15 protein-coding genes are annotated in these 18,103 nt (G+C 64.8%); 9 read left to right on the top strand and 6 right to left on the bottom strand.

Translation table 11 applies throughout. The features are described 5' to 3' along the window. Positions 1–706 precede the first annotated feature (706 nt). From ACQCSX_RS21350 to ACQCSX_RS21365, 4 genes are read left to right on the top strand one after another with little or no spacing between them, the layout of a single operon-like run. Positions 707–2,326 carry an ABC transporter substrate-binding protein gene (locus tag ACQCSX_RS21350; protein WP_427019264.1) on the top strand — a complete coding sequence of 540 codons (1,620 nt, stop codon included), beginning with the start codon at positions 707–709 and terminating at the stop codon, positions 2,324–2,326. Positions 2,327–2,335: 9 nt separating this feature from the next. Then, positions 2,336–3,367: an ABC transporter permease gene (locus tag ACQCSX_RS21355; protein WP_427019265.1), complete on the top strand. Its 1,032-nt coding sequence runs from the start codon at positions 2,336–2,338 to the stop codon at positions 3,365–3,367. A gap of 31 nt (positions 3,368–3,398) precedes the next feature. Then, entirely contained in the window at positions 3,399–5,051 is a 1,653-nt protein-coding gene (locus tag ACQCSX_RS21360) for a dipeptide/oligopeptide/nickel ABC transporter permease/ATP-binding protein (protein WP_427019266.1), read from the top strand. Next, a complete protein-coding gene (locus ACQCSX_RS21365; RefSeq protein ID WP_427019267.1) occupies positions 5,048–5,938 on the top strand; it encodes an ABC transporter ATP-binding protein in 891 nt (296 codons plus the stop codon). Before ACQCSX_RS21360 ends, ACQCSX_RS21365 begins: the two co-directional genes overlap by 4 nt. An 80-nt stretch (positions 5,939–6,018) precedes the next feature. Here the strand turns inward: ACQCSX_RS21365 and ACQCSX_RS21370 are convergent, their stop codons facing one another. Continuing rightward, entirely contained in the window at positions 6,019–6,354 is a 336-nt protein-coding gene (locus ACQCSX_RS21370) for a benzoate/H(+) symporter BenE family transporter (RefSeq protein WP_427019268.1), read from the bottom strand. A gap of 1,532 nt (positions 6,355–7,886) precedes the next feature. Between ACQCSX_RS21370 and ACQCSX_RS21375 the strand changes: the two genes are divergently transcribed. Beyond that, complete coding sequence (locus ACQCSX_RS21375) at positions 7,887–8,102, top strand: hypothetical protein (RefSeq protein WP_427019128.1); 216 nt, start codon at positions 7,887–7,889, stop codon at positions 8,100–8,102. 364 nt (positions 8,103–8,466) lie between these two features. Here ACQCSX_RS21375 and ACQCSX_RS21380 read toward each other — a convergent pair whose 3' ends face one another. The 4 genes from ACQCSX_RS21380 to ACQCSX_RS21395 all read right to left on the bottom strand — a co-directional run bounded on the left by ACQCSX_RS21380 (position 8,467) and on the right by ACQCSX_RS21395 (position 13,207). After that, positions 8,467–9,309 carry a hypothetical protein gene (locus ACQCSX_RS21380; RefSeq protein ID WP_427019129.1) on the bottom strand — a complete coding sequence of 281 codons (843 nt, stop codon included), beginning with the start codon at positions 9,307–9,309 and terminating at the stop codon, positions 8,467–8,469. Further along, positions 9,306–10,193, bottom strand: coding sequence for an ATP-binding protein (locus ACQCSX_RS21385; protein WP_427019130.1), 888 nt, complete (start codon positions 10,191–10,193; stop codon positions 9,306–9,308). The genes ACQCSX_RS21380 and ACQCSX_RS21385 overlap by 4 nt, the downstream gene beginning before the upstream one ends. A gap of 159 nt (positions 10,194–10,352) precedes the next feature. Further along, positions 10,353–12,395, bottom strand: coding sequence for a Mu transposase C-terminal domain-containing protein (locus ACQCSX_RS21390; RefSeq protein ID WP_427019131.1), 2,043 nt, complete (start codon positions 12,393–12,395; stop codon positions 10,353–10,355). Continuing rightward, entirely contained in the window at positions 12,392–13,207 is an 816-nt protein-coding gene (locus tag ACQCSX_RS21395) for a TnsA-like heteromeric transposase endonuclease subunit (RefSeq protein WP_427019132.1), read from the bottom strand. The genes ACQCSX_RS21390 and ACQCSX_RS21395 overlap by 4 nt, the downstream gene beginning before the upstream one ends. Positions 13,208–13,433: 226 nt before the next feature. On the opposite strand from ACQCSX_RS21395, the gene ACQCSX_RS21400 reads away from it, so the two are divergent. The 3 genes from ACQCSX_RS21400 to ACQCSX_RS21410 all read left to right on the top strand — a co-directional run bounded on the left by ACQCSX_RS21400 (position 13,434) and on the right by ACQCSX_RS21410 (position 15,281). Then, the gene (locus ACQCSX_RS21400) at positions 13,434–13,826 is read left to right on the top strand and encodes a hypothetical protein (protein WP_427019133.1); all 393 of its coding nucleotides are present in this window, start codon (positions 13,434–13,436) and stop codon (positions 13,824–13,826) included. A gap of 3 nt (positions 13,827–13,829) precedes the next feature. Beyond that, positions 13,830–14,537, top strand: coding sequence for an RES domain-containing protein (locus tag ACQCSX_RS21405; protein WP_427019134.1), 708 nt, complete (start codon positions 13,830–13,832; stop codon positions 14,535–14,537). Positions 14,538–14,651: 114 nt separating this feature from the next. Further along, on the top strand, positions 14,652–15,281 hold the full coding sequence (locus tag ACQCSX_RS21410; protein WP_427019135.1) for a hypothetical protein: 630 nt from the start codon (positions 14,652–14,654) through the stop codon (positions 15,279–15,281). Between the two features lie 17 nt (positions 15,282–15,298). On the opposite strand, the gene ACQCSX_RS21415 is transcribed toward ACQCSX_RS21410, so the two are convergent. Next, a protein-coding gene (locus tag ACQCSX_RS21415; RefSeq protein WP_427019270.1) for an IS5 family transposase occupies positions 15,299–16,142 on the bottom strand; the annotation gives its coding sequence in 2 pieces (ribosomal slippage) (positions 15,299–15,805 and positions 15,807–16,142; 843 coding nt in all). A 227-nt stretch (positions 16,143–16,369) separates the two neighbouring features. Between ACQCSX_RS21415 and ACQCSX_RS21420 the strand changes: the two genes are divergently transcribed. Further along, positions 16,370–18,076 carry an IS1634 family transposase gene (locus ACQCSX_RS21420; RefSeq protein WP_427019136.1) on the top strand — a complete coding sequence of 569 codons (1,707 nt, stop codon included), beginning with the start codon at positions 16,370–16,372 and terminating at the stop codon, positions 18,074–18,076. The last annotated feature ends 27 nt before the right edge of the window (positions 18,077–18,103 follow it).

The raw sequence follows: 18,103 nt of genomic DNA on the forward strand, positions 1-18,103 counted from the left end.
TGAGGATGTACCGCTGGCTGCGGCAAAGGGGCTGGAACCTTCTTTCCCAAGCACGCGACCGAAAGAAAGAGAAATGGAACCCAACAAAAGCCAGAGCAGCAGTTTCGCCTGGGCCAGGCTAGAGGTTGGCCAGGAGCTTGAGCTCCTTGAGGCGGGCCGCCGGCAGTTCAGTGGACGAGTCGACGCCGTAACGCAGGAGCGCGACATCATCTGGCTAACGTCAGCTACCGGTGAGCGGCGTCTTTTCCACGTTGCTGACGGCTACACGCTCTCACTCCTTCCCTAGCCCAGGCGCCCCCGCTTTCACCCGCCGTTCCCTGCTGCAGGGAACTTAAGCCCTTTCCCCTCCTCGTCATCGTTTCAGGGCCTCTCCAACCGGTATCTGCGAGTTTCAACAGATTCCGGGTGGAGAGGCCCTGAATCATTTAACGTGTGGGGCTTGAAGCCGGGAATGTCACGCCGACGCGGGGATCTTCGACACAAACCACGTAACAAAGAAGCCGCCCAAACCGGCCATACCGCGATCGGCGACTCTCTCCGCCTACTCCGGACGGGATGTGTCCCCTTCATGCCGCTACGGCATGAACACACTACAAAAGGAGTCTTAGACGTACTAGAACCTACGTCACATACTCGATCGACAGGTGTTCGCGTGAGCTATCCCACATGCCCCTGTCCTCGCATCGATTCAAGCAAAGGACCACTCGTGATTCAGAAGCACCAGGCTCCGGCAGTCGCATCGGCGCGCCTCCGGCACCGGCTCCTCCCTCTGGCCGCTGCAGCCGCGGCCGTTGCCGTCGCCACCACGGGCTGCACCACCGGCGGCGGCAGCGGCGACTCCGCCGCCGCTGCAGGCAAAGCATCCACCGACACCATCCGCACCGTATTTAACGCCGACCCCACCACATTCGCGCCGGTCGAGGTCCGCAACGCGGATGACTACATGGCAAACCGCCTCCTGTTCTCCACGCTTGTGCGCCGGGATGAAAACAACAAGATCGTCTCCGATCTTGCCACCAAGTGGGACATCACCCCCACCGAGGGCACGTTCACCATCCGCAGCGGCGCCACCTGCTCCGACGGCACCCCCATCACCGCCGGCGTGGTGGCGGAATCCCTCAAGGTGTTCGCCTCCCCGGACAGCAAGTCCAGCTTCCGCCCCCTCGTTTTGGGTGCTGGCCCCGCTACCGTCACCGCCGACGACGCCGCCAGCACCGTCACCGTCAAACTCGCCCAGCCGTGGACCGACCTGCTGCAGGGCATGAGCCTGCACGCCACCGGCATTGTCTGCCCGGCCGGCCTCAAAGACCCCAAGGCCCTGACCGCTGGCGACGTTGCCGGCGCGTTCTCAGGCCCCTACACGCTGACGAAGAAGCAGCACGGCGTCGGCTACACCTTCACGCTGCGGGATGGCTACAAGACCTGGCCCGCCTACGAGACCAAGATCGAGGGCACCCCGGCCCGCACGATCGAAGCCAGCGTTAATGCCAACGCCAGTGCCGTCTCCAACGAGCTCCTGACCGGGACGAAGGATATCGCCAACATCCGCGGGAAGGACAGCACCCGGTTCGACGGCAACAAAGACTTCAGCACCACGACCATCCCGCAAGGCAGCCTGTACATCATGTTCAATGAGCGTCCCGGCCACCCCTTCGCCGATCCGGCGCTGCGCAAGGCCGTTGCCCAGGCGTTGAACGCGACCGCGTTCAACCAGGCCGCGTCCGGCGGTCTGGGCGAGATCTACTCCTCCTTCGCCCACCCGGGCGTACCGTGTTCGAACAAGGACACCTCCTTGCTCATCGCGACGGACCCTGCGGCTGCCCAGAAGGTCCTCGCCGGCATCAAGATCCAGATGGTTGGTGCACAGGTCTTCGGCCCCAACGGTGCCGCCAACACCTACGTGGCCGAAGCCCTGCGGGCCGCCGGTGCGGACATAGCGCTGCGCAACGTAGACCTTGCCACCTGGAGCACGGACCTGACCCAGAAGCTGGACAGCTGGGACATCACCGTTATGGGCGGTATCAACGCCGGCGGCACAATGTTCGGGGCACTCTCCACGGTCATCGGCACGCCGGTGGAAAAGGGCGGCCTGAACTGGGGCGGCCTGGAGAACCAGCCCGTCCTTGACCTGGTAGCCAAGGCCATGACCCAGACCGACGCAACCGAGCGTTGCGGCACCTACCAGGAAGCCCAGAAAGTCATGATCAGTGAAGCCCACGTGATCCCGCTGGCCAGCCTTCCCTCCCAGGTCACCATCCACTCCGGCTTCGCCATGCACACCATGAATGGCCAGCCGGACGAAAGCACCATGCGGATCACGAAGTAACGAACCGATATGACTTCTTCGATTGCTGTTGAGGCTTCCCGCACTCCCGGCGTTGGTGCCGGGGGTGCGGGGGGCCGCTTTCTCCACCACCCGTGGGTCGGGTTCCTGGTGCGTCGCCTCTCCGGGCTGGTTCTTTCTTTTGTGGTCCTTGTGATCGTGACGTTCCTGATTGTGCCGCTGATCCCGGGGGATCCTGCAGTGATTGCTGCCGGTGACGGCGCCAGTCCGGCACAAATTGCTAACGTCCGGTCCGAACTCGGACTGGACCTGCCGCTCACCTCTCAATTCCTGAACTATGTCTCCGGCATCCTCCGGCTCGAAATGGGCAGCTCATTTGTCTCGGGGGAGAACGTCTCCACCCTGATCTTCACGCGGTTCCCGTTCACCGCGGAGATCGCCATGCTGGCCATTGCCCTGGTGTTGCTGCTGTCTGTGCCCCTGGGCATGACGGTGGCAATCCTAACCCGGGGCGGGCGGAACAAGTGGCTGGACAACGCGTTCAACTTTCTGACCAGCCTGATCTACTCCATCCCGCAGTATGTGGTGGCCACCTTGCTGGTGGTGGTCTTTGCCGTAACGCTGCGCTGGCTGCCAGCTGCCGGCGCAGCCACCCTGAGTTCGTTGGTGCTGCCTACCGCTGCCTTGATGCTGGGCCCGGTCTGCGTGATTTCGCGGATCGTGCGGCGCGAAACGGCGGTGGTCCTGGACAAGGACTATATCCGCACGGCCCGCGGCTGGCGCCTGAGCGTGCTGCGGACCAACGCCCGCTATGTCCTTCCAAACCTGGTCACCACCACGTTGACGCTCTCCGGGCTGATCCTGGCCGCGCAACTGGGCGGTGCCGTGGTCATCGAAACCGTTTTCGCCTGGCCGGGACTGGGCCAGGGAATCGTGAACGCCATCCTGCAGCGCGACTACCCGGTGATCCGGGGCATCATCCTGGTCCTGGGTCTTCTCGCGACTCTCATCATCATCCTGGTGGACCTGATCCTGGCCATCATCGACCCGCGCAACCTCGGAGGAACCTCAAGTGATGTCTAGGTTTAGGAGTAAGGAGGTCTGGACTCCGGCCATGATCACCGGCGTCGGTCTGCTCATGGCCTTGGTCCTCGTTGCCATCATCGCCCCGCTGACGATGCGACAGGCGGCCGAACAGCTGACCCCCAGCGCCGCGATCGGACCCAATGCTGGGCATTGGTTGGGCACCGATGACTTCGGCCGTGACCTCCTGGCCCGGGCGCTGGTGGCCACGAGGCTTACCCTGCTCATGACCGCCGGCGCCGCCGCCATTTCGGTGATCTCCGGCGTCCTCATCGGCCTGGCCATCTGGCTCTCGGGCCGGCGAGTCCGGGAGGCTGCCCTGCGCGTCCTGGAAACTGCCGTCGCATATCCGTCCCTGATCTTTGCCCTGGTCATCGCGGCCGTCCTGAAACCGGGGGTGTCTTCTGCTGTCATCGCGATCGGAATCGCCGGGATCCCCGGCTTCGCCCGGATCACAGCCAACCTGGCGTCGTCGGTGTCCAACAGCGATTTTGTGGTCACCGCCCGCCTGCTGGGCGTCAGCCCGGTACGGATCGCGGCCCGGCACATGCTGCCGAACATGGCAGAACCGCTGCTGATCCTCTCCGCGACAGTCTTTGCCTTGTCCCTGGTAGAGATCTCTGCATTGTCCTTCATCGGACTGGGCGTCCAGTCCCCGGACTACGACTTCGGCCGGCTCCTAAACGACAGCCTCGGCGCGCTCTACACCCAACCGATCGAGGCCGCCGGTCCGTCGGTCATGATTGTCCTGACCGGGCTCTCGGTCATGCTTATCGGTGACGCCCTGGCAGCCCACGCCGACCCGAGGGCCAAGCGGAGCTTCTTCCGCCGGGTTCTGGCCCGGGACCGCACCCTCACCATCCCGGAGACTGACAGCGCCCTCGTGCGGGTCGAGAACCTGCGCATCAGCATCCCGGGCCGGAACCAGCTCGTCAAAGGCCTGTCCTTCGCGATCAACCCGGGCGAGGTCGTGGCCCTGGTCGGTGAATCAGGATCCGGTAAATCCCTCACGGCCATGGCCATCGCAGGCCTGCCCTCGGAGGACCTCTCCGTCGAAGCAGACGTGTTGCGGGTGGACAACATGAACATGCTCGCCGCGCCCGATCCTTCACACCTGGCCAAGGAAATCAGCATCATTTACCAGGACCCGGGCACCACCTTCAACCCGTCCCTGCGAATGGGCTCCCAGCTGACCGAGGTACTCCGGACCCACCTGGGCATGGGCCGGGCCCAGGCACGAAGGGTAATCACCGAGGCACTGGCGAGTGTGAACATCACCGAACCGACCCACCGGCTGCGCCAGCACCCGCACGAACTGTCCGGCGGGATGCGCCAGCGGGCCATGATCGCCGCGTCGATTGTCACCTCGCCCAAACTGATCATCGCCGACGAGCCAACCACAGCCCTGGACGTCACCGTCCAGGCCGAGGTCCTGCGGCAGTTCCGGCGAATCCACCGCGAACAGGGCACCGCCATGCTGTTCATATCGCATGACCTGGGCGTCGTTCAGGCCCTTTGCGACACCATACTCGTGATGAAATCCGGGGAGATCGTCGAACGGCTCACCTCCGCCCAGCTTGGAGCCCGCGACGTCCGCCACCCCTACACCAAGTCGCTGCTGGCCGCGATCCCCACCCTGGAACTCGGCCAAGCACCCTCTACCGCAGGAGCTCCAACCCTATGAAAACCAACGCACAGACGCCTCCGGCAGCCCGGGACCCCCAGCCGGCGGCCCCGGGCCGCCGTGCAGCGCACACCGCCGGCACTGCCGCCGGTCGCACGGATGCTGCTGCCGGTCCCGCCGCCCTGCAGGCCGTTTCGGTCACCGGCCTCAATGTCCGCTTCGGCGCCGCCCACGTACTCAAAGACGTCACCATGGCCGTCCCTGCCGGGACTGTGGTCGGACTCGTCGGGGAATCCGGCTCCGGCAAATCCACCCTCGGCAAAACCCTCGTCGGGATCAACAAGCCCGTCAGCGGCGAGGTCCTCATCGGAGGGGAGGACTTCACCCGCCTGCGCGGCAAACGCCGCCAGCAGATGCGCCGCGAAGTCCAGTACATCCCGCAGGACCCCTACTCCTCGCTCAGCCCCCGCCGCACCACCGGCCAGACCCTCGCCGAGGCCCTGGACCCCAACGGCGCCAACCCCATCCAGCACCGCCAGGTCATCGCAGCAGCACTGGAACGGGTCAAACTGGACCCCTCAGCGGCCGATAAGTACCCGCATGAGTTCTCCGGCGGACAACGCCAGCGCATCGCGATCGCCCGGGCCCTCATGCTCGAACCCAAACTCATCATCGCGGACGAAATCACCTCCGCCCTGGACGTCTCGGTCCAGGCCGACATCATCAAGCTCCTCCAGGGCATGCGCGGAACCGTGGACTCCGCCATGCTGTTCATCTCGCACAACCTCGCCGTCGTCCAGCAGGTCTGCGACTACGTCATCGTCATGTACCAGGGCCGCATCGTCGAACAAGGCCCCATCGACACCGTCTACCGCAACCCCCAACACAACTACACGGCGAAGCTCCTCAGCTCCGTACCCGGATCACCAGGCTTCACCCTCAACTAAGTACGGTGAAGCAAGAATGGACCGTCGTGCGCAGCGAACCTGCGTCACGACGGGCCGCTTGTCGTGGTCTTGGGGGAGATTTACCTTGCGTTGTGAAAGATGAACCCGGCCAGCGGGCCTCCTACAGGCGTGCATGGTCCGCGCGCTCGAGCAGCCGGAACACAATGTAACCGATGACGAGGCCCCAGAACGCCGGGTGGATGTTGAAGGCTCATGCCGGAGAGGGTCACGACGAATGTCTCCAGGGACCCCAGGGTGAAGGCTGTGGCGAAGGCGGTCACAAAGGCCTGCTGGAGAGCCCGCAGCATCGCGATGCCGCCCAGGGCCAGGATGAATTCCTTCGGCGTGGCGAGCATAAGCCGGGTGAGCGTGGGAGCCAGGAGGGCGCAGACCAAGGCTAGGATGCCGTAGACCACGGCGGTCCCCCCGCCTCCCCGGCGGCCAGGGTGACTGCTATTGGGCCGGAGCCGGCGAACATGAGGCCGATCACCCCGTTGGAAACGTAGGGCAGGCTCAAGTCACTGAGGACCTGGCGCACCCCTGCCGCGCGACCCCCCGGGCGTTCCAGCAGCTTTTTGGGGCGCCGGAGCCACAGCGACTCCAGTGTGGGGCATAGCGTGTGGGACCGGGCGGGGTTGGGGCATTCTGACTCCTTGCAGGTCAGAGAATCCCGGCATCCATCCTGACCTCCGCCCCGCCGCTCGGCCGTGTTGACCTAACTCCTTGGCTGGTGTCCGGAGATACTTCAACTTCGGCATCGGCCACCCCTGGTCCTATTAACACACCGAGAACGGACCATCCACTACATCTGCCGCGCCACCAATGGTCAGCGCCCGGCTAAGCTCATCGGCAGCATCAGAGCAAATCTCTTAGCTGAGCCATATCAAGCGGCGCAGCCGCCTCCCAGCTGCCGGGCTGCTCACTCATGCCGGGGGTTCTTCGGGTTCCACGCCCCCTGCGTCATGCCGCTTCGGCATGAATAAGTGCAAATAAAAGTATTGGCAGGCATGAAACTTGGGAGCCTATAGTCATTCCAGTTGACCTTCGCAGTTGACCGGGATCCAGCGAGCTATCCAAAAAGAAGTGAGGCCGGCTTGCTGACACCCAGTGATGACTATGAGTTTTGCAGCTCAAGGTCCGCATCGAGGGTCGTTGCAATAGCTAGCGGTGTCAGTCCGGCTAGAGAGAAGGTATCCATGAAAGTCTTACGAAGCTACTCGCCGACATCGCACTACGAGGCCATGACCGGCCACCATGCGCCTACCAGTGGTTGGTGGCAGCCACGGTTGGGATCTCAGGAATCGCGCTATGTCCATCAAGGGGAACTTATGCCAACGCAACAGGGGTCCCAGACGGTATGGGTACTCATTGAGCAGGTTCACCCTTCACACGCAGACTTAGTCTTTTCCTACACCACCTGTCACTTCAAGGAAGTGACGGCATGAAACGCAGGACGCTTATCCGTAGCAAAGCCGAGGCTGGCGAACTGCAAATACATGATTCGAAGGTCCCGAACGAGTTCGAGCAAGCCGGACCGCGGGAAGCAGCCACTCGTGCGTCTTCCACGCCATTGGCAAATGCGTCGCAGCCCCTCCCAGGGAATCAGTTCCACCATAAAACGGAGCAAACTCAAGGGAAACGGCTTAGATCCGACGCAGAAGTGGCCAGGTAACCAATACCGCCTTGCTAGACGCCGCCTTCGTTAACGAACCCGTTTGACCGCGGGCACCCACACTCTCCGTTTTTATCTCCCTTGACGTATAACGAGGCTCGGACCTGCGGTGCGACAACGGAGGTGTTACGCCCGAGCCGGCCTGCGCTCCTGAACCGTAAGGTGAAACGCCGACAATGGATCTTCGTCAACTCAGGTTGAGGCATAACCACTCCCGGTCGGCGGAAGCTCTTGGGAGCACATCAAACATGCGACACACTAGAAAGTCACACCCACATGAAAATCACTGTTGACCTCCCCATCGCCGTCACCGCAACCGACCGTGCCAGCATGGAACACCAGCTCGACGCTGCCGTGGCCGCCGCCATGACACAGGCGATGCACGAAGGGCGTCAGGGGATCCTGGTCACCCAACACGACAACGATTCCTTCACGGTCGACCTCAGCGATGCTGTCCCCTTCGGGCTGACCCGCGAACACCAGGATTGGTAGACCATCCGTGGCAGGGCTGATACCGGAGCGTCGGCAACAGACCCCTGCCGGGCGCTCAAAAAGGCACCGCGTCGCGGCCCCGCCGGGGCAACCTTGCGCACCGACCATGGTTCGCTGTGCAGTGCCGAAACGACGCGAGACGGTTGGAGAAAGAGTTTAGGACGTCAATGACCTGCTGTAGGGGATCCGAAGCGGCCGCATGATGGCGACTTCTGTCCGGTCTCAGTTTAGTTGGCAACGCTGACGTGGGGTTTTGCCACGTTTATTGAGACAGACCTGGCCGCTTCCGTCTCATCGAAGTTGGCAATTCCGTATTCCGCGGCTGGTAATGCCGGCTCCTTTGCGCTGCGCTTTCTCGCCGGCGTCATCTGCCCCAGATTGTCCATGCGGTGGCCAGTGCCGCATCTGAGGTCTGTGTGCTCTGCGGTGATGCCGTGGAAGCGCGTTTTTCGAGCTCACGGGCGATGGCGTTGAACATGGCGGTGATCCTGTGGGCCGCGCGCCAGGACTCGTCGTCTTCTGCCTCGAGGAAGAAGCCTGTGGTGGCACGGACGCAGAGCGCGTGGCGCTCACCGGGGCGGAGCTCTGGCTGGAGCATTCGGGTGTTGAATCCGGGGTTGGTGATGAGTCGGGCGGTCCTGACGGTTTCCGGGTAAGTGAGTAGGCTGAGGTTGGAGATTCCTCCCCGTCGGGATCGGGTTGCGAGGATGCTCCTTCCGGTCCTGACGATCGCGCATTCGCGGGCCAGCTGCATCACGGGAGAGCGGACCAGGATACCTCGCGGGGCGAGGACGCGACGGTAGTGGCGTTCGGCGGCGACGAGTTCTGGCGCGGCGCGGATGTCGTGCTGCTGCGCTCCGAGCCATCGGCGGTGCCGGGCGCAGACCCACCCGATGCGGGGAAGCCGCCCGGTTGCGTCTGCTCCGTCGGTGCAGCGTAGGCAGAGTGGGCGGTCGATGACTTCGGCGCCGGCGATCTCTGGTGGTGTGGTGAAGGCGGTGTGATGGAGTGCGCCGAGATCGCGCCATGCCTGCAATCGTTCCCGTGTGTGGCGGTGGCTGGTTTTGGGCATGGCGCCGGTCTGGGAGAGCGCCCGTTCGATCTCTTCGACGGAAGTCCCGTTCCGTGCGGCGTGGCGGGAGGCGTAGCTGATCAGGCCCTCGCCGCCGAAGATCCTGGTGGGGACCGGCAGCGGCTGGATCGTCACTGGGCCCGCTTCAGCCCGCGCTTGCGCGGCTGGGCCGGCCGGATTGCTTGGGCTTTGTGGTGTTCGTCCGCGGCGTAGTCGGTCGCGGTGGCGTCGAGGCGGCGCCGGTCAATCTTCTCGGCCCCGTCGATGATCGCCCCGATCGCCGCGTCGGAGAGAAGGGCGCGGAGGGCTCCGATGCTTCCGCCGGTGCGGTCCCAGAGATAGGCGGCTTCCTCTGCGAGGGATTCGGGTTCGTGGCCGGCGAGGGGCAGGAGGTCCTCGACGCCGAGAACGAGCTCGGTCCAAGCTTCGCGGTCCGCCTTCGATCCGATCCCGTAGGGGCGCATCTGGTGCACGATCATCCTGGCCTTGATCTGCCTCCCCATGTTCCCTGCGAACAGGTCGGTGGCGGGCAGGTCGATGCCGGCATAGAAGAAGGTCGCGTCCAGCCGGTCGGCGAACTGCTTGAGGGCGCTGGCCGCCTCGGCGCCAGCCTGCCTGTTGGTCGTCAGGTTGTGAACTTCATCGACGACCACCAGAGTTGTCCCCAGGGTGCGCAGAACGGACACGACCTGTTCGGTCACTGTTTGCGCGGTGGCCCTCTGGAGCACGGGCAGGCCGAGCCAGTGCGCGAAGGCCTGCATGAGCATCTTCGGCGTTGTCGCTGGCGGGACCACCGCGTAGACGACGGGGGCGAAGGCTGAATCGGTTATGCGGTCCAGGCGTGTGCGCTCAGCCTTCTCGTGGCGCTTGCCGATCAACTGTAACGCGGTGGACTTGCCCATGCCGGCGGCGCCGGAGACCGCGAGTCCGCGGCGCGCCGTGGCGGTGCTCGCAGCGTTGCGGGCAAGAGTTATCCGGGTCTGGCGGGCGAGTGCTTCGGTGTCGGTTGTTTCCAACACGGTGTCGGCGGCGAGCCAGGCGAACCGTGCCCGGTCGTAAGCGTCCTTCGCCTCGGGCGAGAGGGCATTGATCGCTTTGAGGGAGAGCCGGTCGGGCTCGTTGGGGTTGTGCTGGACGAACTGGCGCCATGCGGTGAGGGAGTCGGGTGTCGCGATGGCTCAGTCCTCCAGGAGATCGATGCGCCGTGCCTTGCGGCGCGGCCGGGAACCTTCCGCTGCGTCTTTGCCGGGATGGAGAGGAACCGGGGTGGCATCCTCGGCCGGCCGCGATTCCCGATCGGGGTCATGGTGCCGGGGCATTGCGGCGTCGGGGACGGCTGGACCGGTAATGCTGGCACGTCTGGTGGCCTGGGTCTCGGCACGTCCGGCAGGGGCTGTCATGATGCGGTTGATCTCGGCCAGCAGGTCCCTGCCCGGGACGGTTTCGGCGCGCTTCCCGATGGCTTTCTTGGCGGCCGTGAGCACATCGAGAGAAAACGGGCCGACCAGGTGCCGTGCAAGGGACCATTCGGCCTCGATCCACCGGCCCTTCCTGTGGTCGCGGACATGGATGGACTGGATCCGGTAGGGGTCGTAGCGGATCTCCCAGCGTCCGGCCGCGGGGGAGGGCAGGCCGGAAGGGGTGCCCCGGTACTCGTGAAGGGCCGGGGCGTCGTAGTGCAGCCCTTTGAAGTTGATTCCGTAGGGCTGGATGGTGCGCCATGCAATCGGGAGCAGTGCGATGTAGTCGTCCCGGGTCAGCGTGACGGGGATCTGGGGTGCGACGCTGGCCAGCGCTGCGAAGGCTTCGTTCGGGGTCAGGTCCTTCTTCGGCATGGCCGGGTGGCGCAGGCCCGGGTGCGGGCGGTTCTGCCAGATGGCCACGAGCCACCAGTCAAGCAGGCTCTGCACGTCGGCGAGGGTGAACCTCGCCTCGGCGGCTGGGTCCTTGCCCCGCCGGACCACGTTCGGGCCGGTGTAGCCGGCCAGGTACTGGGTGAACCCGGAGTTGACGCCGGCGAAGAACCGCTCGATGTGGGGCTTGTCCGTCGGCGTGCGCGGTGCGGCCTTGGTCAGGCTGATCTGGAGACGTTCACACGCGGCCGTGAACGTGGAGCCGATGTAGACCTTGCCCCGGTCCACGGTGATCGATTCGGGGACGATGACGGGCTTGGCTGCGATCGCGGCGCGGACCTCCTCGTCTCCTGGCAGCATGCCCTGCGGCAGGACTGAGCGTGAGTAGCTCAGCGCGGCGTCCCAGCCCGGCTGCATCGGCAGGGGAGTCATGGCCCTGGCCAGCAGCACTGCGGCATCCACAGCCTTGGTCGCCACCGGCCGCAGGATCGCCCCCAGCGGTGTCCGGGTCGCCACGTCCAAGGCGACGGTGAGATCGACCCGGCCTGTCGACCCGTCAGGGTAGATGACCATCAGGTCCAGGGGTGTGGAGTCAATCTCCACCAGTTCCCCGGGCCGCGAGGGCGCCTGCCGGCCCCAGGGCCGGTCGGGGCGGTTGGCCTGGGTCCTGCGGGTCGTGGCGTTGCCGAACGGGTGCCGGGACTTCTCCAGCTTGGCCAGGATCCTGTAGAGAGTTGCGCGGGACGGGGCCCTCAGGCCCTGCTGCCCGGCGAGGGCGCAGACGCGGGTGACGGCGCGGGACCGGCTGCCGGTGGAGGTGCTGGTCTGGCCTGCTATCTCGGCTTCCAGCAGCGCCACGACACGCGGATCGGCCCAGCCCGCGACGCTGGCCTCCCTGGTGTTCCGTCCGTCGGCGAGCCCGGCGATGCCGTGCCTGCGGTATGCGGCCAGGTGGCGGTGGAGTGTGCGGCGCCCGATCGGGGTCCCCGCGGCGGCGAGTTCGGCCACCTTGGCGTCGACCCGGCGCACGAGCGGGTTGGCGAGGTCGTATTCCGGCTTCGGCGCCGACCCAGGGGCGGCGTCCGGTGGGGTCCCGTTGAGGAGCTCGTAGACGTGGCGGTGCAGGAATTCGGTCTGTGCCCGGGCGCTGGGGTCAAGCGATTCGAGCACGGCGGCACCGTCCAGGGACGGCAGCGGAGCGGGGGAGTCCGGCAGGTAGGAGTCATCGGCCAGGAGCTGGCCCACCGGCACCCGGCGGATGCGGTTGGTGGCCAGGTTCTTCAACGCCAGCTCGGCGCCGTCCTGGGCGACCACCTGCCACGAGGCGCCGTCAAAGTGGATGAAGTCGAACAGGCGGACCGACTTCACGAGGCCACCTCCGACACCCCGGCACCCCAGGCCGGGCCGACCGTCAGCGCCTGGCAAGGAGAGACCACAGAGTCCTGCGAGAGCGGCCTGTCGAGATCGACGGCCAGCACGCCGGAGAACAGGAGATGCAGGACGTGCGCGCGGACGATCCCATCGTCCACCCGCAGCGTCCGAGCGGCCCGGCGGACACCGCTGGACAGCGAAGACTCCGGAACGAAAGAGTCGACCAGCACGGCCGCGGCTGTGTCGTCGGGGGCGAAACGGTCCTGACGGTATCCGGCAAGCCACCGCAGATTGGACCCCCGGGGCTCCCCGAGGCCAGTGAACAGCTCGTATTCCCACCCCGCCGCTTCGCAGGCCTCCCGGGTCAGCCCGAACTGGCGCTCCGCCGACCCGACCCGGTCCGGGTGCTTGACGTCAACGACCCGGCCCCCGCCGTCCCGCAGCCGGACGAAGAAGTCCGGGACATGCCAGCGCCCGCCCTCCGTGCCACGGGGCCACAGAAAGGCGAAAGGCTGGGAGGCCACGCCGACCAGGTCCCGGTCATAGTCGGCCGACATTAGGAATTCGCGCTCAAGGAGGCTCTCGAACCCCACATGAGACCGCGTCGTGCTGGACCACCACACGCCCTCGTAGTTACGCTTGCCCGGCCACGAGAAGAACGCCCGGACCGGAAGCGCCGACTCAAGCGCGAGCGATGCCAGAGCCGTGGACACCGGCGCATTCGCCATCCCATCGACGAGGCACGCCAGAAGACGCCCCTCGTCAGCCATGTTCGAGGGCATCGATCTCAGACCACCGGCAACTTCCATGATTGCCAGCTTAACTGAGACAGATCACCGAATCCCGCAGATTGCCAACTAAAATGAGAAAATTGCCAACTAAATTGAGACCGGACAACTTCACGTTGCTTCATCACTATTTTGTCCTTCTACACACTGCCAACCTTACATAATCACGGTTATCGGTGATTAAGGGTGTGATTTGAGATGTGTTTGAGTCGTTGATTCAGTGGGCCTTTTCGTGGGACCATGAACCATGACTGCAGTGACAGGCGCCCGTGGCGGGCTGAAGGCGCACCAGGATTCCATCCGGCTGCCCGAGGACGTGCTGGTCCGGGATCTGAGGGACCTGCTCGGGGCGAAACTGGTGGCGTACATCGGGTCCGTGAAGGAGACCCGGGCCGTCCGGCAGTGGGCCGACGGGGAACGGAAACCGTCCGCCGATGTGATGCACCGACTAAGGACCGCCTACCATGTGGCGGCCCTGCTCGCGGAGCGGGATTCCCGGGCCGTGGTGCAGGCCTGGTTTCAAGGCATGAACCCGCAGCTGGACGATGTCCCGCCGGCACGGCTGCTCCGCGAAGGCCAACTGGACGACGCCGGCCCGCAGGTGCTGGCCGCCGCACGCGCGTTCGCGGCCGCAGGCTGATCGGTGGTTTCTGCACAACTGACCGCGGGCGGGGCCGAGGGCAGGGTCTGGCGTGTCGGGTTCCGCCCGGAACCGTGGGCCTGGAGCGGCTGGGAATGGGCCACCGACGGCCGGTTCCCGGGCCGGTGGGATGACCTTCACGGCAACTTCCGCACCATCTACGCCGGCTCCTCCCTGCTGGCGTGCCTGCTCGAGGTTCTGGCGCACTTCCGCAAGGATGCACGGCTGAGCCTGGAACTGGACGAGATCGTCGAGGACGACGAAGATAAGGTCCTGCACCCCACCATCGCTCCGGGTCAGGTCCCCAGGGAGTGGCTCGAAGTAAGGACAGCCGCGTCCGGTCAGCTGTCCGGGCGGTACTGTGCGGTGACCGCCGCGGGCAGCGTCGCGGCCCTGTACCCACACTTCATCGGCTTGGCCCTAAGCCAAGGTCTTGCTGACTTTGACGCCGCCGCGCTGAAGGACGCCCGACCGCGACGCCTGACCCAGGCCGTCGCCTCGTGGCTCTACGAGATGACAGACTTCGATGGCGTCACTTTTGCCTCCCGTCACGGTGACGACCTCCAGCTATGGGCCATTTTCGAACGCCCCGGCGATCCAGCGGTCACGCCGAACATTCATGAGGTAATCCGCGAAGAACCGCTACAGCACGACGGCCCGGAAATCAGCAACGCTTTCCGCCTCCTCGGGCTCCAGTGGGAAAACGACTAAGCCGCCCTGTCAACGGGGGCTACTTCCGTCCCGAAGCAGTCTCCGGTGTGGAGGCGCTGTGGCGCCGGGACCCGCTGAAACGGTCCCGACCCGCTTGGGTGGGAGGATTGGGGCATGGACCTGGGCGCTTGGATTTCGACGATTGTGGCCGGCTTGTTGAGCGGCCTTCTTGGAGGCATGTGGACCGCCGCGGCCATTGCACGAAAAGGTGAGGTAGCTCGGAAACGCTATGAGGCTGAACTGGCCATATGGCGGGAGCTGGCCACCTACCGTGACCTGCTCCGGTACGACCACGATCAGCTGTACGTCCAGCAATCGTTTCCGGTGAAGTATGCGGAGATCAAAGGCCAGCAGCAGCTTGCCGAGAAGGTACTCGTTCATCTGCCGGCCCTCGGGCGCCGGACGCGCGCCAAGCTTTACAGCGGTCTATTTCTACTCGTCGGACCTACCTCTCTTGGGTGGGTCGAGAAGTACCTTTACGTCCCGGACGAACAGAGAAATGCCGATGGGGACGGACAACAGCAGCTCGTCGAGCAATACAAAGCAATCAAGGATGACGAGTACCGAGGGGCCGTCAGCGCCTTGCTCCGAACGCAAAACAAAACATCCGAGCATCAAGACCTCTACGACTCGATAATGGCCAGCTTCGCCTCTCTCATGGTCCTTGTCGCCCCAGATCACCCCGGTCCGTGGGGGAAAATTCGCGGGTCGGTTACGTCGCGGTGGCGTACTGCACGCACTTGAACCAGCCTTCAAGGGCACTAGGGTGTGTCTCCCAATGCGGCGCTCCAGATGACGACGGCGTGCAGGACGGCCGCTGAGCGGTAGGTGAGGGCCAGTTTGTCGTAGCGGGTGGCCAGGGACCGCCATTGCTTGAGGGTGTTGAAGCTGCGCTCGACCACATTGCGCCGTTTGTAGGCGTCCCTGTCGTATCTGACGGGGCGTCCCCCGGCGGAGCCCTTGCGTTTCCGGTTGGCCTTCTGGTCGTCCTTTTCCGGGATAACGCACTCGATGCCCCGCCCGCGCAGGTACGCCCGGATTGCTTTGGAGGAATAGGCCTTGTCGGCCATGGCCCGGTCCGGGCGGGTGCGGGCCCGGCCGGGACCGGGCCTTTCTACCTTCAGGGCCTCCATGAGGTTCTCAAACATCGGCGAGTCCCCGCCCTGGCCCGGCCCCAGCAGCAGGACCAGGGGACGCATGTTGCCATCCACCAGGGCGTGGATCTTGGTGGTCAGCCCGCCGCGGGACCGGCCGATGGCATGGTCCTCAGGCTCGTCGAGCAGATTCCTGTAATTCGACAGGTCCCCCTGTGTGGCGGGGCAGGTTCGTGCCGTGCTGGTGGGCACGGTTGACCGTGGAGTCGATCGAGACCTCCCAGTTGATCAGCCCGGCCGTGTCCGCGCGGGTCAGCAACGCCGCCAGGACCTTGTCCCAGGTCCCGTTGGCGGCGTTGCGGCGGTGGTGCTTCCACACGGTCTTCCACGACCCGAAATAGGCAGGGAGATCACGCCATGGGATCCCTGCCCGGTAGCGGTAGATGATGCCCTCGGTCATCAGCCGGTGGTCGTTGAAGGGTCGGCCCGGTTTCCCCGACGAATCGGGCATCAACGGGGCAATGGACTCCCACTGGGCATCGGACAACACGGAATAGCGAGAAGGCACCCATCAATCATGCCAAACCGCAAAACCACTGATTAGGAGACACACCCTAGCGGGAGTTTCCGGGCTATTTCGTTTTTGAGGGCTCCGACAAAGTAAAAACCGCGCAAGTTGCGGCGTGTCGGGGCCTTCATTTCATTGAAGTATGTATGACCTAAAGTATCATGTATGGCATGGCGCTCTACAAGAAAACGGTCAACGGCAAGGTGTACTGGTACCTGCGTGAAATGGCGCGGGTGGACGGGAAGCCGAAGATGGTTTCCGAGCGCTACCTGGGCAGTGCCAAGGACATCGAGAAACTGCTGGACGCCAAGGAAGCCGCCATCGTTCCGGAGAAGACCCGGCACCTGGGCTTCGGCGACAGTGCCGCGGTGTGGGGCATTCTGCAACGTCTGGATGTCGCCGGGATCATCGACGGGGTGGTTGGCCCGCGGCGTAGCGACGCTGGCGCGTCCGCGGGGACCTACCTGTCGTTGGCGGCCTTGAACCGGGTCGTGGCGCCGACCTCAAAGCTGGGATTCGCCGACTGGTGGAAAACCACTGCGGCGGACCGCTTCACCAAGATCCCCGCTTCCGTGCTGGATCACCGCCGGTTCTGGGACGCGATGCACCGGGTGTCCCTGGAGGAGCTGGCGGTGGTTGAAGAGCGCATCGCGTTGGCGATCATCAGCGAATTCAACCTCGACATCTCCGCCCTGGCCCTGGATATGACCAACTTCGCCACCTACATTGACTCGGCCAACGAGAAGGCCCCGATCGCCCAGCGCGGCAAGGCGAAACAGAAACGCACCGACCTGCGACTGGTGGGCTTGGGCCTGGTGATCACCCGCGACGGTGGGATCCCGCTGCTGGCCCACGCCTACCCGGGCAACAAACCCGACCTCACGCAGTTCCCGGTCAGGATCGACGCCCTCGGTGCCCGCCACCGCAAGCTCGCCGAAACCGCCGGGACTGGCGAAACCCCGGAGGTGACCGTGGTCTTTGACGCCGGACAGAACTCGGCCTCCAACTTCTCCCGCGTCACCGACACCGAGCTCGCGTTCGTCGGATCCATCCCGCCCTCCCACGTCACCGAGCTGCTGAAAACCCCCGCCAAGGACCGTGCCATCGTGGACGGGGCACGGTTCGGCGGGCTCACTGCGGCCGAGACCCGGAAGGTGGTCTACGGCACCGAACGCCGGGTAATCCTCACCCACTCACCGACCCTGCACGAGAAACAAGTGGCAGGGTTCGCCCAGACCCTGGCCAAGGCCCAGGCAAAGCTCGCGGACCTCGCCGAGACCCTGGCCCGCGGAAAAACCCGCCGCACCACGGCCGCACTCACCGACCACATCGCCTCCATCACCGGCGACCCGTGGCTCCGTCGCGTCCTGGACTGCGAGCTGACCGGCACCACCCCGGCCACCCGCCGCCTTACCGTGAGCGTCAACGAGAAGGCACGGGCGGAACTCGAGGACGAGGCCTTCGGCAAAAGGATCCTGGTCACCACCCATGAGGACTGGCCCGTCGCCGAAGTGGTGGCCGCCTACCAGTCCCAATCCGATGCCGAGTTCGGATTCCGGCAACTCAAGGACCCCCACGTCGTCTCCTTCTCACCTATGCACCACTGGACCGAGCACAACATCCGCATCCACACCTTCACCTGTGTCCTGGCCCTGCAAATCGCCCACCTCATGCGACGAGAAGCCGACAATGCGGACGAACACCACTCCGTCCGCGAATTACTCGAGCGGCTGGCCAGCATCGGCGAAACCGTGATGATCTACCCCTCCACCGGAGGCCGCCCCAAAGCCCGCCGCATGCTCACCGAGGAAATCGACACCTACAGCAAACTCGCCGAGATCTTCAACCTCACCAAGCTGGCCCCGAAGAAAAGTTAGGCCATACACTCCCAACCACCGAAAACC

The sequence above is a fragment of the Pseudarthrobacter sp. P1 genome (genome assembly GCF_050156935.1).
Taxonomy (GTDB): domain Bacteria; phylum Actinomycetota; class Actinomycetes; order Actinomycetales; family Micrococcaceae; genus Specibacter.